At 64.7% G+C, this 21,950-nt stretch carries 21 protein-coding genes; 13 read left to right on the top strand and 8 right to left on the bottom strand.

What is annotated here, in order from left to right; all coding sequences use genetic code 11:
• Window positions 1–22: 22 nt before the first annotated feature.
• The 12 genes from KIO74_RS11440 (at window position 23) to KIO74_RS11385 (ending at window position 13,328) form a co-directional block, all read left to right on the top strand.
• Window positions 23–1,339: an ABC transporter substrate-binding protein gene (locus KIO74_RS11440; RefSeq protein ID WP_213332100.1), complete on the top strand. Its 1,317-nt coding sequence runs from the start codon at window positions 23–25 to the stop codon at window positions 1,337–1,339.
• Window positions 1,340–1,512: 173 nt separating this feature from the next.
• A complete protein-coding gene (locus KIO74_RS11435; protein WP_213332099.1) occupies window positions 1,513–2,370 on the top strand; it encodes a carbohydrate ABC transporter permease in 858 nt (285 codons plus the stop codon).
• An 11-nt stretch (window positions 2,371–2,381) separates the two neighbouring features.
• The gene (locus KIO74_RS11430) at window positions 2,382–3,260 is read left to right on the top strand and encodes a carbohydrate ABC transporter permease (RefSeq protein ID WP_213332098.1); all 879 of its coding nucleotides are present in this window, start codon (window positions 2,382–2,384) and stop codon (window positions 3,258–3,260) included.
• Between the two features lie 5 nt (window positions 3,261–3,265).
• Window positions 3,266–4,015 carry an SDR family NAD(P)-dependent oxidoreductase gene (locus KIO74_RS11425; protein ID WP_213332097.1) on the top strand — a complete coding sequence of 250 codons (750 nt, stop codon included), beginning with the start codon at window positions 3,266–3,268 and terminating at the stop codon, window positions 4,013–4,015.
• Between the two features lie 12 nt (window positions 4,016–4,027).
• Window positions 4,028–4,465: a GlcG/HbpS family heme-binding protein gene (locus KIO74_RS11420; protein ID WP_213332096.1), complete on the top strand. Its 438-nt coding sequence runs from the start codon at window positions 4,028–4,030 to the stop codon at window positions 4,463–4,465.
• The gene (locus KIO74_RS11415; protein WP_213332095.1) at window positions 4,455–6,206 is read left to right on the top strand and encodes a GMC family oxidoreductase; all 1,752 of its coding nucleotides are present in this window, start codon (window positions 4,455–4,457) and stop codon (window positions 6,204–6,206) included. The genes KIO74_RS11420 and KIO74_RS11415 overlap by 11 nt, the downstream gene beginning before the upstream one ends.
• A gap of 95 nt (window positions 6,207–6,301) precedes the next feature.
• Window positions 6,302–7,273: a GAF domain-containing protein gene (locus tag KIO74_RS11410; protein ID WP_213332094.1), complete on the top strand. Its 972-nt coding sequence runs from the start codon at window positions 6,302–6,304 to the stop codon at window positions 7,271–7,273.
• Between the two features lie 151 nt (window positions 7,274–7,424).
• The gene (gene adh / locus KIO74_RS11405; RefSeq protein WP_249730952.1) at window positions 7,425–8,942 is read left to right on the top strand and encodes an aldehyde dehydrogenase; all 1,518 of its coding nucleotides are present in this window, start codon (window positions 7,425–7,427) and stop codon (window positions 8,940–8,942) included.
• Between the two features lie 76 nt (window positions 8,943–9,018).
• Window positions 9,019–10,050: an alcohol dehydrogenase AdhP gene (adhP, locus tag KIO74_RS11400; protein ID WP_213332092.1), complete on the top strand. Its 1,032-nt coding sequence runs from the start codon at window positions 9,019–9,021 to the stop codon at window positions 10,048–10,050.
• 107 nt (window positions 10,051–10,157) lie between these two features.
• Window positions 10,158–10,541 (top strand): DUF779 domain-containing protein, encoded by a 384-nt coding sequence (locus tag KIO74_RS11395; RefSeq protein ID WP_213332091.1) that lies wholly within the window; start codon window positions 10,158–10,160, stop codon window positions 10,539–10,541.
• 223 nt (window positions 10,542–10,764) lie between these two features.
• Window positions 10,765–12,087, top strand: coding sequence for an MFS transporter (locus tag KIO74_RS11390; protein ID WP_213332090.1), 1,323 nt, complete (start codon window positions 10,765–10,767; stop codon window positions 12,085–12,087).
• Window positions 12,087–13,328, top strand: a complete 1,242-nt coding sequence (locus tag KIO74_RS11385) for an MFS transporter (protein ID WP_213332089.1) — start codon at window positions 12,087–12,089, stop codon at window positions 13,326–13,328. Before KIO74_RS11390 ends, KIO74_RS11385 begins: the two co-directional genes overlap by 1 nt.
• A 38-nt stretch (window positions 13,329–13,366) precedes the next feature.
• Here KIO74_RS11385 and mnhG read toward each other — a convergent pair whose 3' ends face one another.
• The 6 genes from mnhG to KIO74_RS11355 are packed head-to-tail and all read right to left on the bottom strand — an operon-like array spanning window position 13,367 to window position 19,430.
• Window positions 13,367–13,753, bottom strand: a complete 387-nt coding sequence (mnhG, locus tag KIO74_RS11380; RefSeq protein ID WP_213332088.1) for a monovalent cation/H(+) antiporter subunit G — start codon at window positions 13,751–13,753, stop codon at window positions 13,367–13,369.
• The gene (locus KIO74_RS11375; RefSeq protein ID WP_213332087.1) at window positions 13,750–14,031 is read right to left on the bottom strand and encodes a K+/H+ antiporter subunit F; all 282 of its coding nucleotides are present in this window, start codon (window positions 14,029–14,031) and stop codon (window positions 13,750–13,752) included. The genes mnhG and KIO74_RS11375 overlap by 4 nt, the downstream gene beginning before the upstream one ends.
• On the bottom strand, window positions 14,028–14,513 hold the full coding sequence (locus KIO74_RS11370) for a Na+/H+ antiporter subunit E (protein WP_213332086.1): 486 nt from the start codon (window positions 14,511–14,513) through the stop codon (window positions 14,028–14,030). The genes KIO74_RS11375 and KIO74_RS11370 overlap by 4 nt, the downstream gene beginning before the upstream one ends.
• Window positions 14,510–16,159, bottom strand: a complete 1,650-nt coding sequence (locus KIO74_RS11365) for a monovalent cation/H+ antiporter subunit D (protein ID WP_213332085.1) — start codon at window positions 16,157–16,159, stop codon at window positions 14,510–14,512. Before KIO74_RS11365 ends, KIO74_RS11370 begins: the two co-directional genes overlap by 4 nt.
• Complete coding sequence (locus tag KIO74_RS11360) at window positions 16,156–16,500, bottom strand: Na+/H+ antiporter subunit C (RefSeq protein WP_213332084.1); 345 nt, start codon at window positions 16,498–16,500, stop codon at window positions 16,156–16,158. Before KIO74_RS11360 ends, KIO74_RS11365 begins: the two co-directional genes overlap by 4 nt.
• Window positions 16,500–19,430 (bottom strand): monovalent cation/H+ antiporter subunit A, encoded by a 2,931-nt coding sequence (locus tag KIO74_RS11355; protein WP_213332083.1) that lies wholly within the window; start codon window positions 19,428–19,430, stop codon window positions 16,500–16,502. Before KIO74_RS11355 ends, KIO74_RS11360 begins: the two co-directional genes overlap by 1 nt.
• A gap of 104 nt (window positions 19,431–19,534) precedes the next feature.
• Between KIO74_RS11355 and KIO74_RS11350 the strand changes: the two genes are divergently transcribed.
• Window positions 19,535–19,789 (top strand): helix-turn-helix domain-containing protein, encoded by a 255-nt coding sequence (locus tag KIO74_RS11350; protein ID WP_213332082.1) that lies wholly within the window; start codon window positions 19,535–19,537, stop codon window positions 19,787–19,789.
• Between the two features lie 84 nt (window positions 19,790–19,873).
• On the opposite strand, the gene tenA is transcribed toward KIO74_RS11350, so the two are convergent.
• Together tenA and KIO74_RS11340 are read right to left on the bottom strand one after the other, a co-directional pair.
• Entirely contained in the window at window positions 19,874–20,551 is a 678-nt protein-coding gene (tenA, locus tag KIO74_RS11345; RefSeq protein WP_213332081.1) for a thiaminase II, read from the bottom strand.
• Between the two features lie 81 nt (window positions 20,552–20,632).
• Window positions 20,633–21,925 (bottom strand): saccharopine dehydrogenase family protein, encoded by a 1,293-nt coding sequence (locus tag KIO74_RS11340; protein ID WP_213332080.1) that lies wholly within the window; start codon window positions 21,923–21,925, stop codon window positions 20,633–20,635.
• Window positions 21,926–21,950: the final 25 nt, after the last annotated feature.

Below are 21,950 nucleotides of genomic sequence, written 5' to 3'. Positions count from 1 at the left end.
TGAAGGAAAGGGGAGGGAAGTGATGATGACGACGATAGGGGCGAAAAGCCTGCGTCTGATTGGTGGGGCGAGCCTGCTCGCACTGGCCGCCGCGCTGCCAGTGAGCGGCGCCATGGCGGAGACGATCCGCATGTGGACATTTCTGAACCCGGCCGGAAATGCGCCGCGCGAGAAGGCCCTGGCCGAGATCATCGCCAAGTTCGAGGCGGCCAATCCCGGCGCCAAGATCGTGGTGGAGCCTCAGGTCTGGGATCAGATGACGCCGAAGTTCCTCGCGGCGAGCCGGGGTGGCAATGCGCCCGACGTGATCTGGGTGATCACGGATCTTCTCGGCGATGCCATCAAGTCCGGCTCCATGGCGGATCTGCGCAAGCTCTTCATCGATAAATGGACGAAGGAGCAGGTTGCCGACCAAGCGGGCGCCTATTGGGATCAATGCGCGATCAACGGCAAGCAGTATTGCCTGTTCACGTCGCGGAACTACATATCGGTGATCTATCGCACGGATCTCCTGAAAGAGGCGGGTATTGATCCGGCGACCCTGACGACCTGGGATAAATTTACGGACGCCGCGAAGAAGCTCACCGTCAAGGACGCGTCCGGCACCGTGACCCGGTGGGGGTTCGGTCAGGGCTTCAGCGAGGCGCAGGCCGATCCGCAGATGATGATCCCCGCGACGCTCGCGGAGCAGGGCACCATCTTCGAGGAGAACGGCAAGGCGCGTTTCGCGACGCCTGCCGGCGTGGCGGCGCTCACGCTGCAGACGGACATGATCAGCAAGCACGGGGTCACGCCGAAGCAGGCGGCGACCTGGACGCCGGATGATCTGATCGAGCAATTCTCGGCCGGGCGCCTTGCCATGTACACGGGCGCGAGCGTTCGCGTCTCGAGCGTCCAGGCGAAGATCGGCGCGGACAAGGTCGGTCAGATGCTGTGGCCGGGCAATGGAACAAAGCCCCATTCGCCGGCTGTCATGGCTGGCTGGGCGGTCGGCGTATGGTCCGGCTCGAAGAACCAGGAACTTGCCGGGCGCTTTCTCGAATATATGACCGGCCCGGAAGGCGATTCCATTTGGGTGACGGTGGGTGGTCAGGCACCGACACTGGGCACGACCATCAAGTCGCTCGCGTCTTACTTCGATAAGCCAGGCAACGGCTATATGACCGTGACCACCGAGGGCGCGCGGAATTTCGGCTGGCTCGCCCCCATTGACTTCGGCGTCGGCGGTTATCGGCAGACCCTGAACAAGGCGGCGCAGAACGTCGTCGTGAATGGCGCGGAACCGAAGGCCGCGCTCGAGGAGGCGGAAAAGGAATTCAACCGCCGTAACAACCGCTGATGCGCGATACGGGGCATGGGGCGCTTGCGCATGCCCCGCCAAGCGCGCGGTAGCCCGCGGCGGAATAGCCGACATCCGGTCTGGTCGACGTTTCGCGGATCCGGACATGAGGCACGCCCGACACGTCGTGGAATTGCCGCAGATATCGTTGCGAACCAAGGCATGATACCAACATGAGACCGAGCGCGATCGCGTATGTTTATATAGCGCCGGCCTTTGCGCTACTTCTCTTTGTCCTGTTCTCTCCTGTGCTTTACGGATTTTGGTTCACACTGTTCCGTATCGAGTATGGAGCCCCGACGGATTTCATCGGCCTCGGAAACTATGCGCGGTTGCTGGAGGACCCCTCCCTGCTGCCGACGCTTGGCCGCAGTGGCGTCTTCACGGCGGCCTGTGTCGTGTTCACCATCATCATCGCCATGGCGCTCGCCATCTGGATCAACCGGCTGCCGGCGCGCACGGCTTTCATCGTGCAGATGGTCGTCATCGTGCCGTGGATCATCTCGGCGGTGGTCGCGACGCTTCTCTTCCGCTGGGTGTTCGTCAACGACATTGGTGTTGCGAGCTATGTCATCCAGCTCCTCGGGTTCGATGCGATGCAGCCGCTGAACAATCCAACCGGCGCGATGGTGCTGCTTGTCGCGGTCTCGGTCTGGAAGCGTATCGGTTACGCGGTGCTTGTGCTCCTGGCGGGTCTTAAAAGCATCCCGGATGATTATGATGAGGCCGCGCGTATCGACGGTGCCAATAACTGGCAGATATTCCGCATGATTACGCTGCCGTTGCTGAAGACACCTCTTTTGCTCATCGCCATCGTCCTGACCTTGTCGACCTTCAACACCGTCGAGACACCCTTGGTGATGACCGGCGGTGGTCCCGGTGACGCCACACGCATCCTCGCCATGGATGTCTACGAGCGCGCCTTCACGAACTACGATCTCGGCTCGGCCACGTCGCTCGCCATCGTCATGTTCGCGGGCAATATTCTTCTCGTGATGTCCTATGTGCGGCTCGCCCGCTGGCAAGCGTGAGGATGACGGCCATGACCTCCGCAACAATGTCATCGCCTGTCGCCGCCGCGCCGGTCCGCCGTTTCGTGCCCAGCCTCGGTTGGCTGTGGAGCGGGTTGTTCGGCTGTCTCGTCATCCTCAACATCGCGCCGCTGATCTGGGGCATCATCACCTCGTTCAAGGGGCAGGCGGACCTGTTTCGCTTTCCGCCGACATTCGTCAGCTTCACACCCACGCTCGAAAACTATGAGCGCGTGTTCCTGAGCGGCTTCGGTGGAAACCTGGGCATCAGCCTGGTCAATGCGCTGGTCGCGGTGGTTCTTGCCCTCGTGCTTGCCCTTCCGGCCGCCTACGCGTTCGACCGTTTCAACTTCCCCCTGCGGAGGGTGCTCTTTCTGGCGGTGGTCGCAAGTATACCGTTGTCTATTGGGGCGGCGGCCCTGCTTATTCCCAATTACGTTTACTTTGCGTCTCTGGGGCTCACCAATACGCCGATCGTCCTGCCGATGCTCTACGCGGCGCACCAGTTGCCGATGGCGATCTGGGTGATCAAGGGCACGATCGAGGGCATTCCGCGCGAGCTCGATGAGGCTGCAACGGCGGATGGCTGCACCACCTTCCAGATCCTGCGCCACGTGATCCTTCCGCTGGTGCGACCGGCCTTGGGCGCCGCTGCCATCTTGGTCTTCGTGGGATCGTGGAACGAATTTGTGGCGAGCTCGGTGATGGTCGATTCACCGGCGCTCCGCACCGTCCAGCCCGCGATCTACAGCTTCATTGGGTTCTTCGGCCGGGAGTGGGGGCCGCTGACCGCCTCCGCCACGCTCGCCATCCTGCCCATTCTCATCATCTTCGCCCTGTTCGGCCGGCTCATGGTGTCCGGTCTCACCAAGGGGTCCGTCAAGGGATAACCAACATGACATTGTCTCGTCTCGACGGCCGGGTCGCCGTCGTCACTGGCGCGGGGCGCGGCATCGGCCGGGCCGTGGCCGAGGCCCTCCACGCGCGCGGCGCGCGGGTCGCCATCGCCGATATCGACGGTGACACGGCGCGTCGAACGGCCGATGCGCTGGGAGAGGGCGCGCTCGCGGTCGTTGGTGATGCCGGTCGAGGGGAGGATGTGACGCGAATGGTGTCCGAGGTCGAGCGCGGCCTCGGCGGCATCGACATCCTCGTCAACAATGCCGGCCAGGACAATGCGCTCTCCATCCTCGATATCGACGAGGCGGAATGGGACCGCCTGATGACCACCAACCTGAAGAGCGTGTATCTTTTTACCAGAGCGGTCTTGCCGGGCATGATCGCCAGGGGACGCGGCCGTGTGATCAGCATGTCGTCGCTGGTCGGCCGGCAGGGGGCGATCAACGGCGGCATCCACTATGCCACGACCAAGGCTGGCATCCTGGGGTTCACCCGCACGCTCGCCCGGCAGATGGCGAAGCATGGCATCACCGCCAATGCGGTCGCGCCGGGCCTGATCGATACCGATCTCATCCGCGAGAACGTCACCCCGGAAACGCGGGAGCGGCTGCAGCAGGCCATTCCCCTGGCGCGGCTGGGCGCAACCGCCGATGTCGGCAGCGCGGTCGCCTTCCTGGCGTCGGACGAGGCGGCCTATATCACCGGCGCAACGCTCGACGTGAACGGCGGTTTCTGGATCGGCTGAGGGGAGCGCATCATGCAGGTCATCACCCGCATCGGCCTGAACGAGGCCAACCATGTGCTCGATGCCGCGCAGCGGCAGGCGGAGGCGATCGACGTGCCGCAAAACATCGTGGTGGTCGACGAAAGCGGGCATCTCGTCGCCGCGCGGCGCATGGATGGCGCCAAGTTCATCGCCATGGACATCGCGATCAACAAGGCCCTCACGGCGGCCGGCAGCCGCAAGGCAACACGCGACCTCGCGCCGGTCGTGGTGCCGGGGCAGGCCGCCTTCGGCATTCATGCCCAGGCCAATGGTCGCTTCACGACGCTCGCCGGCGGCATTCCCCTCACCGTCAAGGGCGTCGTCGTCGGCGCTGTCGGTGTCAGCTCCGGCTCGACGGCCGAGGATCAGGAGGTCGCGGAAGCCGGCGCCAGCGCCTTCGCGGAACGGTTCGCCACCCATGTCGGCTGAGGCGGCGGCCGGACCCGAGAAGGGGCCTGCCTCGGATGCCTTCGATATCGTGATCGTCGGTGGCGGCAGCAGCGGTTGCGTGCTGGCGAACCGGCTCTCCGCCGATCCGCGGCGGCGCGTGCTCCTCATCGAGGCCGGGCGGGACATCAAGCCGGGAGAGGAAACGCCGGCGATGCTGGATATTTATCCCGGCCGTGTCGCTTTCGACCCCGTCAACCACTGGCCCGCATTGCCCGCCTATTTCCGACCCGTCGCGCACAACGCAGCCGAGCGCCCACCACTCGGGCGCTATGAGCAGCCGCGGCTGATGGGAGGCGGCTCCAGCATCAACGGGCAGGTCGCCAATCGCGGCACGCCCGACGACTATGACGAGTGGGAGCGGCTGGGCGCGACCGGCTGGAACTGGCAGTCGGTGCTCCCTTATTTCAGGAAGCTTGAGCGGGATCTCGACTACGGCGGCCCGCTGCACGGGGACAGCGGGCCGATCCCGATCCACCGTGTCCCTCGCGAGCGCTGGCCAGCCTTTTCGCTGGCCGTCGAAGCGGCGCTGCAAGCGGCTGGCTTTCCCGCGCTCGGCGACCAGAACGGCCGCTTCGAGGACGGCCATTTCCCGATGACGCTCTCGAACGACGGCGTGCATCGCGTGTCGACAGCGCGCGCCTATCTCGATCGCGAGACCCGTCAACGCCCCAACCTGGTCGTCATGGCGGATGCTTCCGTCTCGGGCCTCGCCTGGGACGGGCGTCGGGTGGTCGGCGTCCAGTTGCGGGCGGCAGACGGCGTAACGCGCATCATCGGCGCGCGCGAGACCATCGTGGCCGCGGGCGCCATTCACAGCCCGGCGCTCCTGATGAAATCCGGCATAGGGCCGGCGCCGGATTTGCACCGGCTGGGACTCACGGTTGTGCATGACCTCCCGGGAGTAGGCCGAAACCTGCAGGAACATCCAGGAATTTCGCTGTCGGCCTATCTCGCCCGCGCCGCGCGGCTGCGGGGCACGACGCGCCGTCATATCCATCTCGGCCTGCGTTACAGCTCCGGGATGGCGGACGGTATGCCATCGGACATGTACATGATGGTGGTGGCGAAATCCGCCTGGCATCCGCTTGGCCGGCAGATCGCGACGCTGTTGTCGTGGATCAACAAGCCCTATGCGCGCGGCAGCGTCACCTTGCAGAGCGCGGACCCGTCCGTGCCGCCGCTCACGGCCTTCAACCATCTGGCCGACATTCGCGATGTCACGCGGCTGACGGCTTCGGTGCGCTTCATGGCCCGGCTTCTCGCTTGCGAGGCCCTGGCCGGCCACGTCGCCCATGCCTCCCCGTCGCGCTACAGCGGTTTCGCCAAGGCGCTCGGGCGCTATGGCCTGCGCAATTTCCTCATCACCGCGCCGGCAGCGGTGGCCCTCGACGCGCTGCCGATATTGCGCGCGCCCTTCTTCAAGCATTTCGTGGCCGGCGGCATGAGCCTCGCGGATCTTCTTGCGAGTGATGAGGCGATCGCGGCTTATGTCCGCGATAATGCCTTTGGCCAGTGGCATGCCTGCGGCACCTGCCGCATGGGTTCTGCGGGAGATCGCGAGGCGGTGACAGACCCGGCCTCCGGCCGCGTCCATGGCGTCAGTGGGCTGCGCGTGATCGATGCCTCCGTGATGCCGACGGCGCCCCGCGCCAATCTCAACATTCCCGTCATCATGCTGGCGGAACGCCTGGCCGATGCGGTCCGCGCGGCAGGTGATTGACAGGACCCACCTTGCCGCCGGACTATGGCGGCATAGATAAGCAGCGGCTGTAAAAGCTCCGGAACTGGCAGAGGCGGAACGGAAAGGTCGCAGGGATGGGCGGGACGGCGAAGGCGCACCATGCCGCACGGGTGTATTCCACATTGAGCGATGGCGCCTCGGCGGCGCGATCAGCTGTCGCGGCATCCTGGTCGCGTTCGGTCACCCAATATGGTCTGGATCCGGACCAGCATCGTCCGCCGCATCGCCTTGAAAGCGCTGCCTTCGATCTGGCTTATGAGCGCACCGAGCGGCTCGTCCGGCTCGCGCAGCCGACGCTCGACCGGCTGTTCGATGCCGTAGGCGATGCCGGCTGCTGTGTGCTTCTGACCGATCGTGACGGCGTGCCGCTCGATCGCCGCGGCGCGGCCGGTGACGACGCGGATTTCCTCAATCTCGGCCTCTGGACCGGCATGGTCTGGAGCGAGGCGAGCGAGGGCACCAATGGCGTCGGCACATGTCTCGCGGAGGGGCGCGCGCTCACCATCCATCGCGATCAGCATTTCCTCACCCGCAACATCGGCCTGAGCTGCACGGTGTCGCCGATATGGGACGCCGAGGGCCGGCTGGTCGCTACGCTCGATGTCTCGACCTGTCGCTCGGATCTGACCCCGACCATGCTGCGCCTGATTGCGACGGCGGCCAACGAAGCGGCTCAGGGCATCGAGGCGCGCCATTTCCGCGATACGTTCAACCATGCGCGCGTCATGCTCGGGCCGGATCTCGGCAAGGGCGCCGTCGGCCTCATCGCCGTCGATCGCGAGGATCTCGTGGTCGGGGCCAATCGCGCGGCCCGCATGGCCTATGGTCTGACGGACGCGCGCCTTGGCTCGCCGTTTCCGGCTGCCGACCTTTTCGAGGGCCCCGATGGCCCCGGCGAGGATCTCGCGACGGCTGAGCGGGGGGCCGTGCAGCGCGCGCTGTCCCGCGCCAAGGGCAATGTCTCGGCTGCGGCCCGCCTGCTCGGTGTCAGCCGCGCCACCATGCATCGCAAGCTCTCGCGCTTCGGGCTCGGCCGCAACCACTGACCGCTTGATCACACCTGTCGCAGTCCTGCGACATGGTGCGCTGCAAAACAGGCGGAGCCCGGCTGACATTCCTCAGCATCCAGCGCGATGATCCACTGCATGAGACCGCAATCGATATGCGGCCGTGAATCGACGCATGCAGGAGGAAACCTTGAACAAGCCAGAGATCGTTCGCGCGACGGCCACGCCCTTCAAGGCGCGCTACGGTAATTTCATCAACGGCAAATGGGCCGAGCCGCTGAGCGGCCGCTATTTCGAGAACACCTCCCCCGTCAACGGCAAGCTTCTGTGCGAAGTCGCCCGCTCCGACGCCAGCGACATCGAGGCGGCGCTCGATGCGGCGCACGCGGCCAAGGATGCCTGGGGTCGCACCAGCGTGGCCGAGCGCGCGCTGCTGCTCAATCGCATCGCTGATGTGATGCAGGACAATCTCGCGCTCCTCGCTGAAGCCGAGACCTGGGACAACGGCAAGCCGATCCGCGAAACGACCGCCGCCGACCTGCCGCTCGCCATCGACCATTTCCGTTATTTCGCCGGCGCCATCCGCGCGCAGGAAGGCGGGATCTCGGAGATCGACCACGACACGGTCGCCTACCATTTCCACGAGCCGCTCGGCGTCGTCGGCCAGATCATCCCCTGGAATTTCCCGATCCTGATGGCGGTGTGGAAGCTCGCGCCCGCGCTTGCCGCCGGCAACTGCGTCGTGCTCAAGCCAGCGGAGCAGACGCCCGCCTCCATCCTCGTGCTGGCCGAACTGATTGCGGACATCCTGCCGCCGGGCGTGCTCAACATCGTCAACGGCTTCGGCCTCGAGGCCGGCAAACCGTTGGCGTCCAACCCGCGCATCGCCAAGATCGCCTTCACCGGCGAGACGACGACGGGCCGGCTGATCATGCAATATGCGAGCCAGAACCTCATTCCGGTGACGCTGGAACTCGGCGGCAAGTCTCCGAACATCTTCTTCAAGGATGTAACGGCCGAGGACGACGACTATTTCGACAAGGCCATCGAAGGCTTCGTGATGTTCGCCCTCAACCAGGGCGAGGTCTGCACCTGTCCCAGCCGTGCGCTCGTCCATGAGTCGATCTACGACCGCTTCATGGAAAAGGCTTTGAAGCGCGTCGCGGCCATCAAGCAGGGCAACCCGCTCGACCCCTCCACGATGATCGGTGCGCAGGCCTCGTCCGAGCAGCTCGAGAAGATCCTCAGCTACTTCGACATCGGCCGCCAGGAAGGCGCCGAGGTGTTGGCTGGTGGCTCACGCAACGAACTGCCCGGTGATCTCGCCGGCGGCTATTATGTCAAGCCGACCGTCTTCAAGGGCCACAACAAGATGCGGATCTTCCAGGAGGAGATCTTCGGCCCCGTCGTTTCCGTCACCACCTTTAAGGACGACGAGGAGGCGCTGGCCATCGCCAATGATACGCTCTATGGCCTCGGCGCGGGCGTGTGGACGCGCGACGGCAACAGGGCCTATCGCTTTGGCCGCGCGATCCAGGCCGGCCGGGTGTGGACGAACTGCTACCACGCCTATCCGGCCCACGCGGCCTTCGGCGGCTACAAACAGTCCGGCATCGGGCGCGAAAACCACCGCATGATGCTCGACCACTACCAGCAGACCAAGAATATGCTGGTCAGCTATTCGCCGAAAAAGCTTGGCTTCTTCTGAGCAAGGTTGATCTTGGTCATGGGGCGGCCTCCCGGCTGCCCCTAGCTTAGCCGGGTCAATGCAAGGAGAAAGCTCTATGGCAAAGACCATGAAAGCCGCCGTCGTGCGGGAATTCCGCAAGCCCCTCGTCATCGAGGAAGTGCCGGTGCCTGAACCGGGACCGGGTATGATCCAGGTCGCGATCAAGGCCTCGGGTGTCTGCCATACGGATCTGCACGCCGCCGAGGGTGACTGGCCAGTGAAGCCAAACCCGCCGTTCATCCCTGGCCATGAAGGTGTCGGTTTCGTCTCGGCGGTTGGCGCCGGCGTCACGCATGTCAAGGAAGGCGACCGGGTCGGCGTTCCCTGGCTCTACACCGCGTGCGGCCATTGTCGGCACTGCCTGGGCGGCTGGGAGACGCTGTGCGTTGAACAGCAGAACACGGGCTATTCCGTCAACGGCGGCTTTGCCGATTATGTCATCGCGGACCCGAATTATGTCGGCCACCTGCCCGCGAATATCGGCTTTGTGGAGATCGCCCCCATCCTCTGCGCGGGCGTGACGGTCTACAAGGGCCTGAAAGTCACCGACACCAAGCCCGGTGACTGGGTCGTCATCTCCGGTATCGGCGGTCTCGGCCACATGGCCGTGCAATATGCCAAGGCGATGGGGCTTAATGTCGCCGCCGTCGACATCGACCCGGCGAAGCTCGCCCTCGCGCGCCGGCTGGGGGCGACCCTGACCGTGAACGCCAAGGAGGAAGACCCTGCGGCGGTCATCAAGAGGGAGACCGATGGTGGCGCGCAGGGCGTTCTGGTGACGGCGGTCAGCCCCAAGGCCTTCGAGCAGGCGATCGGGATGGTCGCGCGCGGCGGCACGGTCTCGCTCAACGGGCTGCCGCCAGGCGGCTTCCCGCTCGATATCTTCGGCATGGTGCTGAACGGCATAACGGTCCGCGGCTCCATCGTCGGCACCCGCCTCGACCTGCAGGAATCGCTCGATTTTGCCGCCTCCGGCAAAGTCCATGCGACCGTATCCACGGCCAAGCTCGAAGACATCAATGCAGTCTTCGACAAGATGCACAAAGGACAGATCGAGGGCCGGATCGTTCTCGATATGGCGTCCTGAAGATCCTCCCGAGCGCGCTCCCTCGCGCAACCTGGCCGGACGGAGCTGTCACCGTCCGGCCTCTTTTTTGGGAAGAATGGCGTCAACGACAAGCGAGGACGGTGATCATGACGGAGGTGTCCCCGGCCAGGGTAACGGCGACGCCAGCGGCGGTTGCCTTGATCGAGAAACTCAAGGCGCAGCACGGCCCCATCCTGTTTCATCAGTCGGGAGGCTGCTGCGATGGCTCCTCGCCGATGTGCTATCCGCAAGCCGAATTCATCGTCGGCGACCGTGACGTCAAGCTCGGTGAGATCGAGGGGACGCCGGTCTATATCAGTGCCTCGCAGTTCGAGGCCTGGCAGCATACGCAGCTCATTCTTGACGTCGTGCCCGGCCGGGGGGGCATGTTCTCGCTCGATAACGGCACGGAACAACGCTTCCTGACCCGCTCGCGCCTGTTCTCCGGCGAAGAGATGTGTGTGTTGCCCACGCCGTCACGTGGCCGCTAGTAAAAACTGAAAAGCTTGCCTCCGCCCCAGCAGCGCGCTTCGCCTAAGCTTAAGTAGCATCACAACGCGGCGCATAGCCGCTATGCACGCCGGTTGCCCTCCCGCGCTTGGCTTTACCGCGTCTCTCGACTATCCGGGAAGATGGCAGGAATTGCACAAGGACTGTGCAGCCATCAATGCGACCGGATCGTGAGGAGTCCGGCGCCGAGGGAGTTCACGATCCATGGCAAGGTCGCAAGCGGTTGCGTCCGGCGGAAGAGAGTCTGCGTCCGTACAATCAGTGTCTGTCCTTCAGGGGACAGCGGCCTTCGGCGCACCGCTTCTCGTGCTCGCCCTTGGCCATATGCTTTCCAACATGGTGCGCACGCTGCCGGCGATGGCGACAGACGTGATGGCGCTTGATCTGAGCGTCAGCGCGGAAGCGCTCGCCAGCTTGACGGGCGCCTACCATTTCGCCTTTGCGGCCGGCCAGATTCCTGTCGGCGTGGCACTGGACCGCTATGGCGTGCGCACGGTCTCGCTGACCCTCTTCACGATCGTCACCATAGGGGCCGCGCTGGCGGCGGTTATCGGTGGGGCAACCGGCTTCCTCATGGCGCAGATCGTGCTCGGCATCGGTTGTTGCGGCATGCTGCTCTGCCCGATGACGCTGGCCGCGAAGATGTTGACGCCGGCGAAGTTCGGGCTGTGGTCGGGCCTCATCCAGGGCGTCGGCAACTGCGGCATGCTGCTGTCAGCGAGCCCGCTGGCCTGGCTCATCGAAACGTCCGGGTGGCGCGCTGGCTATGCCGCGGCCGCGATGGCGAGCATCGTCGTCGCCGGTCTCGTTTTCCTGCTGGTGCCCAACACGCCTCCCGAGCGCGGAGCCGAGCACGCCACCTTGCGCGCGGAGGTTCGGGAGGTCGTGCGGATCGGCGTGTCCACCCGCATGCGCGGCATCATCATTCTCGCCCTGGCGTCCTTCGCGGTGATGATCGGCATCCGCGGCCTCTGGGGTGGCCCATGGCTCATGGACATTAAAGGCGTGAGCCGGGTCGAGGCGGGTAACGTGCTGATGCCGATGACGGTCGCCCTCGTTATCGGCCCGATCGCATTTGGCATGCTGGACCGGCGCATTGGCCATCGCCGTGCGCTGATCACCACGGGTCACGCGATCGCCGGGGTGATGCTTCTCCTGCTTGCCATGGGCGGTCCGGACGGCTTGCTGTCGAACCTTCTCGGCCATGCGCGTCTGCCTGTCACCTTTGACACCGCTGTGCTTTTCGCCTTTGGCGCGACGATCGCGGTTCAGCCGCTGCTCTTTGCGATGGGCCGATCGATATTCTCGCCTGACAAGGCCGGCAAGGCGCTCGCGGCGATCAATTTCGCTTTCTTCGCGGGCGCCGCGATCTTCCAGCCGGTGACCGGCGTGGTCTCCACGCTCTGGGGCACCGCCGGGGTGATCGTCTTTCTCGGCTTGCTCGTGCTCGCTTGCACCCTGGTCTTCGCCGTTCTCACGCGGCCAGCTCGAACGGACGGCGAGGCGAGACGCGCGGAGCTCTCGTGATGTCGGCATTCGCGGCCTTGCAGGGGCGATGGGGCGGCCAGGAGCTCGCGCTTCTCGGCAAGGTGTGCATGGCGCATTTCGTCAGCCATTTCCACATCATGACCTTGCCGGCGCTCATTCCGCTCCTGCCTGCGCATTTCGGAGTGGGCTTCGTCGAGATCGGCCTGGCGCTTACGGTCTTCAATCTCGTCACCTTGCTGGCGCAGACACCGGTCGGCTTTCTGACGGATCGTTTCGGCCCGCGTCGGCTGCTGATCGGGGGGCTCCTCCTTGGAGGGGTGAGCTTCATCGGGCTCGCGGCCACCCAGACCTACCCTCTTCTGCTTGTCGGCATGGCCTTCGCCGGCCTCGCCAATTGTGTCTATCATCCGGCTGATTACGCCTGGCTGTCACACGGCATCGATGGCGGACGCATGGGCAAGGCGTTCTCCTTCCATACATTCGCCGGCTATTTCGGTGGGGCAATCGCGCCGGCCGTACTGCTCGGAATCGCGGCTTTCGGTGGCGTTGCCTTGGCCTTCGCGGTCGCGGGAGGAATTGGCTGCGTCGCCGCCATCCTGATCGCGCGAACGCCCGAGGACTTGGCGCGCCAGCCGCGCCGTGCCCAAGTGACACAAACCCCAGGCGCGGTCGAGGCCCCCGACGGGATCAGCGCGCTTCTCAGCCCGGCTGTTCTCGTTCTGATCGTGCTGTTCATGCTGCTCAATCTGAGCACGGGGGGCTTGCAGAATTTCTCGGTGTCGGCTCTGACGATGGGCTATGGCGTCGATCTCGTCATGGCCAATACGGCGCTCTCCGGCTTCCTTTTCGCGAGCGCCTTCGGCGTGCTCGCCGGTGGCATTCTGGCGGACCGCACCAGCCGCCATGGTTATGTGGCGGCCGTCGCCTTCGGCGTCACAGCCGTACTCGTCGCGATCATCGCGGTGACGCGGTTGCCGGCTCCCGCGCTCGTCGTGATGCTGACGCTCGCCGGGTTCCTCTCGGGCGTGATCGCCCCGTCACGCGATATGCTGGTACGCGCCGCCGCGCCGCGTGGCGCCGAGGGCCGCGTGTTCGGGATCGTGACGACAGGCTTCAATATCGCCAACTTCTCGGGTCCGCTTTTCTTCGCCTTGTTGCTGGATCGCGGACTTCCGTCACTCGTCTTCGCCGCGACGGCCGGCTTCATGGTGCTGACGGTTGCATTGACGCTCTGGCAGGAGGCCGCGGCAACGCATGCCCGCAGGAGCACGCCCGAGTGAGCGGCCCCTTACATTCCTGAAGCGGAACCGAGGTCGCCTCAGGCGGCGGTATCGGAAGATCGCGATGGCGCGCCTGCCTTCCGCCCGCGCTTCTCCAGAGGGTCCTTTTCCTCGAGGCGGTCGCGGTAGAGCGTGGCCTGAACCAGCAACATGAGCGTCACCGGCGTGGTGATGGTGACAAAGACACCGATCAGGATCTCATGGACGACCGGCCGCGTCTGAAGCGCCGAAAAACACACGATCGAGGCGACGAGAATGCTCGCCATGCCGAGTGTCGCGCCGAGGGTGGGCGCATGGACGCGCTCATAGAAGCTGCCGAAGCGCAAAAGGCCGATGTTGCCGGTGAGCGCGAGCGCCGAGCCGAGGAGCACGAGAAATGCCGTCAGTAGTGCGGCCCAGGCCGGGAGGGCGGCTAGATTGTTCATTCGATCACCTCACCGCGCATGAGGAACTTGGCAAGCGCGACGGTGGCGACGAAGCCGAGAAGGCCAATCGCCAGCGAGATCTCGAAATAGAGCGTGCGCCCTGTACCGATGCCGAGGACAAGCAGCAGAAGCATGCCGTTCACATAGAGCGCATCCATGGCCAGCACGCGGTCCTGCGCGCGCGGTCCGCGCATGATGCGCCACGCAGCGATCGCCATCGCCGTCGCCAGGAAGATCTGCGCGACGAGGAGGGACCAGCCGAGGATCGCCACGCTCATTCGAAAATCTCCATCAGCAGTCCTTCGTACCGGTTCTTGATGATCGCGCCCCAGTCATCGTCGTCATAGAGATCGAGGACATGGATGATCAGTGTCCCGTCCGCCGGGTCAAGGCTTACCCAGGCCGTGCCCGGCGTTGCGGTGAGGATGCAGGCGAGCGTCGCGAAGCCATAGGGCGAGCGCAGGGCCAGCGGGATGGCGACGAAGCCGGCCCGCCGCGTCGGCTTCGGATTCAGGATAGCCCGCGCGACATTCATGTTCGAGCGAACGATGTCGACAAGTGTCCTGCCGATCAAACGCAGCATCGCCCATGGCCTGCGAAGGCGGAGCGGCGGCACGTCAAGCCGCGTCAATACAAGCGGGCCGAGCAGCGCGCAGATCCCGCCGATGAGAATCTGGCCGGGCGATACACTTTGGTTGAGGATCAACCACATCACCAGGAGCAGAAGGGATATCAGCGGGTAGGGAAGCACGCGCCTCATGGCCTTCCTCCATCCGCTTCCGTCGTGCCCGGCTCCGTCCCGGTCGTTTCCGTCTTGGCGGGCGGAGCGGCGAAGACCGCGCCGATGTAAGCGCCAGGGCGGTGCAGCGCCTCGGCCGTCATCTGCATGTAGCGCATGGCGCCACCGGCCTGCACGGTGAGAGCAATGCACAGGAAGAGCAGGATCGCGATGGGGGCAAGCTCAACCACCCGTACATGCGGCAGATCGCGTTCGATTGAGGCCCAGAACGTGCGGATGCCCGCGCGTGTCATCGCGATCAATGTCGCGAGCCCGGACATCAGAATTGTCGCGAAGACGGCCCAGGCCGCCCAGCTTTCCGGCGAACCCCGCGTCGGGTCGACAAGCGCTGACAGGATGGCGAATTTGGCCACGAAGCCTGACAGGGGCGGCAGGCCGGACAAAAGCACCGAGCAGGCGATGAAGGCCGAGCCAAGAAGCGCCATGATCGCCGGAATGGCAATGCCGACCTCGTCCTCCTCGAGTTCATCGGGATCATCGAGGCCATAGGCCTCCATGGTTACGGCCAGCACGTCATCAGCCGGCGCGCGGCCACGCTCCACGAGCTCGATGAGCAGGAAGAAGGCCGCGATGGCGAGCGTCGACGAGACGAGATAGAACAGCGCGCCGCTCGTTACCGCCGCGCCGCCGACACCGATGGCCGCCAGCAGGGTGCCGGACGAGACCAGCACGCTGAAGCCCGCGAGTCTGGCCATCTCCTGCGACGCCATGATCCCGATCATGCCGAAAAGGATTGTTGCGATGCCGCCCACCAGCAACCAGTCTCCGCCGAAGAGCAGCGAGACGTCGTCGTCGCCCGATGACACCAGGAAGCCGAGCCGCAGCACCGCGTAGACGCCGACCTTGGTGAGGATGGAGAACATCGCCGCGATGGGCGGGGATGCGGCGGCGTAGGTGGATGGCAGCCAGAAGCCGAGCGGCCACATGGCAGACTTTACAAGGAAGGCGATGCCGAGCACGGCCGCGCCGATCTCGAACAGGAGCCGCTCGTCGGACGGAAGGCCGGCGATCCGGGTGGCGAGCGCCGCCATGTTCAAGGTGCCGGCGGTGCCGTAGATCAGGCTGGCACCGATGAGGAACAGCAGCGAGGCGGCAAGGTTGATGGCGATGTAGTGGAGGCCGGCCTTGACGCGCGCCGGGCCGGAGCCATGCAGCGCCAGCCCGTAGGACGCGGCGAGCATCACCTCGAAGAAAACGAAAAGATTGAAGATGTCGCCGGTGAGGAACGCGCCGTTGATCCCCATCAGCAGGAACTGGAACAGCGGGTGGAAATAGCTGCCGGCCTTGTGCCAGCGCGCCAACGCGAAAAGAAGCGTGGCTGAACCCAGGATGGCCGTGACCAGCAGCATCATGACCGACAGGCGGTCGGCGACCAGCACGATCCCGAACTGTGCCGGCCAGTTGCCGAGCAGATAGACATGGCCGCCGGCATCCTGCGCGCTCTCGAACCACACCAGCAGAATGGCGATAACGAGCAGCGTGAAGGTGGAGGCCACATTGATGCCGGCCGCGACAAAGCGATTGCGCCCGTCGAGAAGCAGCATGAAGGCGCCGGCGACTAACGGGATGAGGATCGGCGCGATGGTGAGGTGTTCGAGCCAGTTCACTGGTCCACCTCACGGCCATCGACGTGATCGTTGCCGGTCAGGCCACGCGACGCCAGCAACACGACGAGGAAGAGCGCCGTCATCGCGAAGCTGATGACGATCGCGGTCAGGACGAGGGCCTGCGGCAGCGGATCGGCATAGCTCGCGAGGTCGCCCGTGCCCGAGGCGCCGAGCACAGGCGGCGCGCCGGCGCGCAGCCGCCCCATCGCGAAGATGAAGAGATTGACCGCATAGGACAGGAGCGACAGGCCGATGATGACCTGGAACGTGCGCGGACGCAGAAGGAGCCAGATGCCCGAGCTGCAAAGCACGCCGATGGCGATGGCGATGACGAGTTCCATCAGCGGGCCTCCTCGATGGCTTCGGCCTCTGCCGCCTTGGCGGCTGCCATGGCGCGGTAGATGCGGATCGACTGATGGGCAAGGGCGATCAGCACAAGCACGGTGGCACCCAGAACCAGCGAGAACACGCCGAGGTCGAAGAAAAGAGCACTTGCCAGCGGTACGCGGCCGAACACCGGCAAATCGGCATACTGGAAGGCCGATGTGAGGAAGGGACGGCCGAAAGCAAGCGCCGCCAGGCCTGTTGCCGCGGCAACCAGCAGGCCGGCGCCGATCCAGCGGACCGGCAGGACACGCAGGCGAGCCTCCACCCAACGGGCACCGCCCGCCATGTACTGGAGGATGAAGGCGATGGCGAAGGTCAGCCCCGCCACGAAGCCGCCGCCTGGCGCATCGTGACCACGCATGAACAGGAAGACGGCCATCATCGCCACGACCGGGAATAGAAGCCGCATGATGAGACCGGGGACGATCATGTAATGCACGGCAATGCCGGCCTTGGGCGCGTCATAGCGGTCGGCATCGAACTGGTTCTGGAACCTTTTCTGTTTCGGTGCTTCCACGGAAATACGGGCCGGGCGGAAGCGGCGCAGCAGCGCGAAGACCGTGATGCCAACGATGCCGAGCACGGTGATCTCGCCCAGGGTATCGAAGCCCCGGAAGTCGACGAGGATGACATTCACGACATTGCGGCCGCCGCCCTCCGCATAGGCGCGTTCAAGGAAATTGTTGGAAATGCTGTTGAGCTGCGGGCGGGTCATGACCGCATAGGCAACAGCCGCCAGGCTCGCGCCCCCGGCGACGGCGATGATGAGGTCCCGCAGGCGCCGTAACCGTGCGCCAAAGGTAATGGACACACCGCTATCCTCCAGACGCTGCGGCAGCCAGCGCAGGCCGAGCAGGAGGAGGACCGTCGTGACGATTTCCACCAGCAGCTGTGTCAGCGCGAGATCAGGCGCCGAAAGCCAGGCGAAGGTGATGCAGGTGGCAAGCCCGGCGCCGCCCATGATGATAACGGCCGCGAGGCGATGATATTTGGCCTGATAGGCGGCGCCGAGAGCGCATCCGCATCCCACGGTCCAGAGCAGCACGAAGCTTGGATCGACCGTGAAAGGCCAGCCGATATCGAGCGACAGTGAGCCCCTGAACAGCGGCCAAAGTCCCGCCAGAATGGCCACGGCCAGCAGCAGGCGGAGCTGTGGTTGCAGCCGCGTGGTGCCGACGATATCGGCGATGCCGCGTGCCCACCGCCACGACAGCATGACGATGGCACGCTCGAAGATGCGCTTGCCCTTGAGCCGTCGCAGGAGGGGGGCGCCTTCGATATTGCCAGAGAGGTAGTTCTTCAGCGTGAAATAGGTGATGACGCCGCCGATGAGGGCCACGAAGCTCATGATCAGCGCGAGCGTGAAGCCGTGCCACACAGCCAGGCTGTAGTACGGCAGATGGGGGCCGAGCACGCCCTCGACAGCGGTGGCGAGGAAACTGCCGACGGTCGGGCCGGGCAGGATGCCGATCAGCAGGCAGATCAGCACGAGCAGGCCGATCGGCACCAGCATCCAGATCACCGGATCATGGGGCTTGCGCGGCAGGTCGGTGGCGACCGGCCCGAAAAAGACCTGATCGATCAGGCGCAGCGAATAGGCGACGCTGAACATGCCGGCCAGCGTCGCGAGATAGGGCAAGGCGCTATCGAGCGCCGAGTCCACATGGGTCTCGATGGTCTCGGTGAAGAACATCTCCTTGGAGATGAAGCCGTTGAGCAGTGGCACGCCGGCCATGGAGGCGGCGGCCACCATGGCGAGCGTGGCCGTGATCGGCATGGCGCGGAACAGGCCGCCGAGGCGCCTGACATCACGCGTGCCCGCTTCATGGTCGATGATGCCGGCCGCCATGAAGAGCGAGGCCTTGAAGGCCGCGTGGTTGATGATGTGGAAGACCGCCGCCACCATGCCGAGTGGGCTGCCGAGCCCGAGCAGAAGGGTGATCAGCCCGAGGTGGCTGATGGTGGAATAGGCGAGGAGGCCCTTCAGGTCCTGCTGGAAAAGGGCCAGGAATGCGCCGATCAGCAGCGTCAGCACCCCCACCGAGGCGAAGAGCCAGAACCAGTACTCGTGGTTCGACATGACAGGCCAGAGCCGCGCCAGCAGGAACACGCCGGCCTTCACCATCGTCGCCGAATGCAGGTAGGCGGAGACGGGTGTCGGGGCGGCCATGGCGCGCGGCAACCAGAACTGGAAGGGGAACTGCGCGCTCTTCGTGAGGGCACCCATCGCCACCAGCAGCAATGTCGGCAGATAAAGCTCATGGGAGACGATGCGATCGCCGGAGGCGAGCACGACGTCCAGGTCATAGCTGCCGACGATATGGCCGATGATCAGCATGCCGCCGAGAAGGCACAGTCCGCCGGCTGCCGTGACAGTCAGCGCCACACGGGCGCCGTCACGGGCATTCTGGTTATGGTGCCAGTAAGCGATCAACAGGAACGAGAAAAGGCTCGTCAGCTCCCAGAAGAATACCAGCTGAATGAGGTTGCCGGCGAGGACGACGCCGGTCATCGCGCCCATGAAGGCGAGCAGGAAGGAGAAGAAGCGCGGTGCCGGGTCCGCCGGCGACATGTAATAACGCGCATAAAGAACGACCAGGAACCCGATGCCGAAGATAAGAATCGAAAAACACCAGGAGAACCCGTCCATGCGAGCGATGAAATTCAGGCCGTAGTCCGGAAGCCACTCATATTCCGCGCGGACAACCTTCGCGTCGCGCACCGACGGCAAGAACAGAATAGTTATGACGAGGTTGGTGAGCGACACCGTGCCGGCAAGCCAAGCTTCCGCATTGCGTGCATTGGACGGAAAAAAGGCCGCGACGACGCTTCCCACGAAGGGAAGAGCGATGAGAATGGTCAAATATAGCGCGGCATCCGGCATGTGCGACGGCAGGACCTCTTGCGAAGTTGATCACAGGGGTGGGGTGTTGCTCAAGTTCCTACATTATGGTTGACTTCGGGTGGCAATTGCAATGGCCTAAACCCATGAATTTACGTCCCGAACAATGTCGCGCAGCTCGCGGGCTGCTCGACTGGACACAAGATCAGCTCGCGACGGCCGCCGGTGTGTCCCGGAGCACAGTGCGCGACTTCGAGTGCCATCGGCACGAGCTGCAGCGCACGACGGAGATGCTCGTCGTCAAGGCGCTGGAAGAAGCCGGTGTCCGCTTCCTACCAGCCAACCGCGACGGACCCGGCGTTCGGCTGAGGAGGTCCGTCGCCCCGGGACGGAACCCCTGAGTATGCTCCACATCGTCATTACGCGGCCGACCGACAGGCCCGAGCCTTTGAACGACGCCTGGATTCCACAGAGCGCAGCCGATTCTAAAAGCGGCGCTCCAGCCCCATCTGCCAGAAGTCGGCTTCGAGCCGTGTCGCGTCGCGAAAGGTGCCGGCGAGTTCCGCGAAGCGCGCCGGATCAACGGATGCCAGCCGCTCGTCCAGCCAGCGGCGTTCGGCGTCTGCTGCGTCCTGGAATTCGTCGCTCGCGTACATCGCGATCCAGCTCGCATAGGGATTGCCGTCCCGTTTGAGGAACGGCTGCGCATTCAGCCAGGTCGCGATCTCCGCATAGCCGATCATGCACGGCACGAGCGCCACATGGAGATCGAGCAGATCGCCCCGGTTGCCGGCATCGAGCACATAGCGGGTATAGGCCATGGTCGCCCGCGCCTCGGGGACGCGCAACAGATCATCCTCCGCGACGCCCCATTGCCGGCAATTGTCGACATGGAGGCCGAGCTCCACGTCGACAATCGCCTTCAGCATGTCGAGGCCCTGGCGAAGCTCGGCAACTGACCGGCTTTTGTAGACGGCGAGCCCCCAGGCCCGGGCGAAATGGATGAGGAACAGATAGTCCTGCTCCAGATAGTGCCGGAACGCCTCGCCAGGCAGCGTGCCGGCGCCCAGCTGGCGCACGAAGTCATGCTGGCAATAGGCGCGCCAGTCATCGGCGCAGGCAGCCTTCAACCGGTCGAACGGCGTGAGTGCGGAGGGGGGCATGGCAATACCGGAAGGCGCTTGGGTTGGACCCGGCCGAAGATCCGGATGGACCTCGGCCGGGCTGGGTCGGAGGTGGGACCGTCAGCGGCGGCCGGAGGCCACGCGCCTGGCCGCCACTGGCTCCTCCGCATCATCCGCGAAGTCGAGTGCGCGGTCGCCATTTTCGTCACGGATGCGCGTCGGCAGGCCCATATGATTCAGGAGGTCGAGGAAGGGGCGCGGCGGCAGTTCCTCGACATTGGCCATGGTCTTGACGTCCCAGTCGCCGCGGGCGATCAGCATCGCGGCCGCAGCCGGCGGGACGCCGGCCGTGTAGGAAATGCCCTGGCTGCCGACTTCCGCATAGGCTTCCGCGTGATCGGCGACGTTGTAGATGAAGACCTCGCGTTCGCGGCCGTCCTTCACCCCCTTCACGAGATCGCCGATGCAGGTCTTCCCCGTGTAGTCGGGCGCCAGCGATGACGGGTCAGGCAGCACGGCCTTGACCACCTTCAGAGGAACCACCTCGAGGCCTTCAGCCGTCTTGATCGGCTGCTCGGATAAGAGGCCGAGGTTTTTCAGCACCGTGAAGACGGTGACATAGCGCTCGCCAAAGCCCATCCAGAAGCGGATATGCGGCACGTCGAGGTTTTTCGACAGCGAATGGATCTCGTCATGGCCCGTGAGGTAGGAGGTGCGTTTCCCGACCACGGGAAGATCCCAGTCCTTGCGGACCTCGAACATCGTGTTGGAGGTCCACTGCCGGTTCTGCCACGACCAGACCTGGCCGGTGAACTCGCGGAAATTGATCTCCGGGTCAAAATTCGTCGCGAAATAGCGGCCGTGATCGCCGGCATTGATGTCGATGATGTCGATCGAATCCATACGGTCGAAATATTCGTCACGCGCCAGGGCCGCATAGGCATTGACGACGCCCGGGTCGAAGCCGGCGCCGAGCACTGCGGTGACGCCGGCCTTGGCACAGGCCTCGCGGCGCTTCCACTCGTAGTTGCCGTACCACGGCGGCGTCTCGCAGATCTTCAGCGGATCCTCATGGATGGCCGTGTCGATATAGGCGGCGCCGGTCTCGATGCAGGCCTGCAGGACCGACATGTTGATGAAGGCTGAGCCCACGTTCAGTACGATCTCTGTCTTCGTCCGCGCGATGAGAGCCTTGGTGGCCTCGACGTCGAGCGCATCGAGCGCATGGGCCTCGAGAACGCCCGGCCGCTTCATGGCCTTCTTCTCATGGACGGACCGCACGATGGCGGCGCATTTCTCGGCGGTGCGCGAGGCAATATGGATGTCGCCCAGGACGTCATTGTTCTGAGCGCATTTATGCGCGACGACCTGAGCAACGCCGCCGGCGCCGATGATGAGGACATTACGTTTCATTGCGGCTCGGTGCCTCCTAACCACG

The sequence above is a fragment of the Chelatococcus sp. HY11 genome (genome assembly GCF_018398335.1).
GTDB lineage: Bacteria > Pseudomonadota > Alphaproteobacteria > Rhizobiales > Beijerinckiaceae > Chelatococcus.
The sequence above is the reverse complement of the archived record's forward strand: the minus strand, read 5'-3'. Positions and strand labels throughout refer to the sequence as shown.

What these genes read in the sequence shown, in the direction of transcription:
- KIO74_RS11440 (WP_213332100.1), top strand. Translation starts at nt 23, where the DNA reads ATGATGACGACGATAGGGGCGAAAAGCCTGCGTCTGATTGGTGGGGCG.
- KIO74_RS11435 (WP_213332099.1), top strand. Translation starts at nt 1,513, where the DNA reads ATGAGACCGAGCGCGATCGCGTATGTTTATATAGCGCCGGCCTTTGCG.
- KIO74_RS11430 (WP_213332098.1), top strand. Translation starts at nt 2,382, where the DNA reads ATGACCTCCGCAACAATGTCATCGCCTGTCGCCGCCGCGCCGGTCCGC.
- KIO74_RS11425 (WP_213332097.1), top strand. Translation starts at nt 3,266, where the DNA reads ATGACATTGTCTCGTCTCGACGGCCGGGTCGCCGTCGTCACTGGCGCG.
- KIO74_RS11420 (WP_213332096.1), top strand. Translation starts at nt 4,028, where the DNA reads ATGCAGGTCATCACCCGCATCGGCCTGAACGAGGCCAACCATGTGCTC.
- KIO74_RS11415 (WP_213332095.1), top strand. Translation starts at nt 4,455, where the DNA reads ATGTCGGCTGAGGCGGCGGCCGGACCCGAGAAGGGGCCTGCCTCGGAT.
- KIO74_RS11410 (WP_213332094.1), top strand. Translation starts at nt 6,302, where the DNA reads ATGGGCGGGACGGCGAAGGCGCACCATGCCGCACGGGTGTATTCCACA.
- adhP (WP_213332092.1), top strand. Translation starts at nt 9,019, where the DNA reads ATGGCAAAGACCATGAAAGCCGCCGTCGTGCGGGAATTCCGCAAGCCC.
- KIO74_RS11395 (WP_213332091.1), top strand. Translation starts at nt 10,158, where the DNA reads ATGACGGAGGTGTCCCCGGCCAGGGTAACGGCGACGCCAGCGGCGGTT.
- KIO74_RS11390 (WP_213332090.1), top strand. Translation starts at nt 10,765, where the DNA reads ATGGCAAGGTCGCAAGCGGTTGCGTCCGGCGGAAGAGAGTCTGCGTCC.
- KIO74_RS11385 (WP_213332089.1), top strand. Translation starts at nt 12,087, where the DNA reads ATGTCGGCATTCGCGGCCTTGCAGGGGCGATGGGGCGGCCAGGAGCTC.
- mnhG (WP_213332088.1), bottom strand. Translation starts at nt 13,753, where the DNA reads ATGAACAATCTAGCCGCCCTCCCGGCCTGGGCCGCACTACTGACGGCA.
- KIO74_RS11375 (WP_213332087.1), bottom strand. Translation starts at nt 14,031, where the DNA reads ATGAGCGTGGCGATCCTCGGCTGGTCCCTCCTCGTCGCGCAGATCTTC.
- KIO74_RS11370 (WP_213332086.1), bottom strand. Translation starts at nt 14,513, where the DNA reads ATGAGGCGCGTGCTTCCCTACCCGCTGATATCCCTTCTGCTCCTGGTG.
- KIO74_RS11360 (WP_213332084.1), bottom strand. Translation starts at nt 16,500, where the DNA reads ATGGAACTCGTCATCGCCATCGCCATCGGCGTGCTTTGCAGCTCGGGC.
- KIO74_RS11355 (WP_213332083.1), bottom strand. Translation starts at nt 19,430, where the DNA reads ATGCCGGATGCCGCGCTATATTTGACCATTCTCATCGCTCTTCCCTTC.
- KIO74_RS11350 (WP_213332082.1), top strand. Translation starts at nt 19,535, where the DNA reads ATGAATTTACGTCCCGAACAATGTCGCGCAGCTCGCGGGCTGCTCGAC.
- tenA (WP_213332081.1), bottom strand. Translation starts at nt 20,551, where the DNA reads ATGCCCCCCTCCGCACTCACGCCGTTCGACCGGTTGAAGGCTGCCTGC.
- KIO74_RS11340 (WP_213332080.1), bottom strand. Translation starts at nt 21,925, where the DNA reads ATGAAACGTAATGTCCTCATCATCGGCGCCGGCGGCGTTGCTCAGGTC.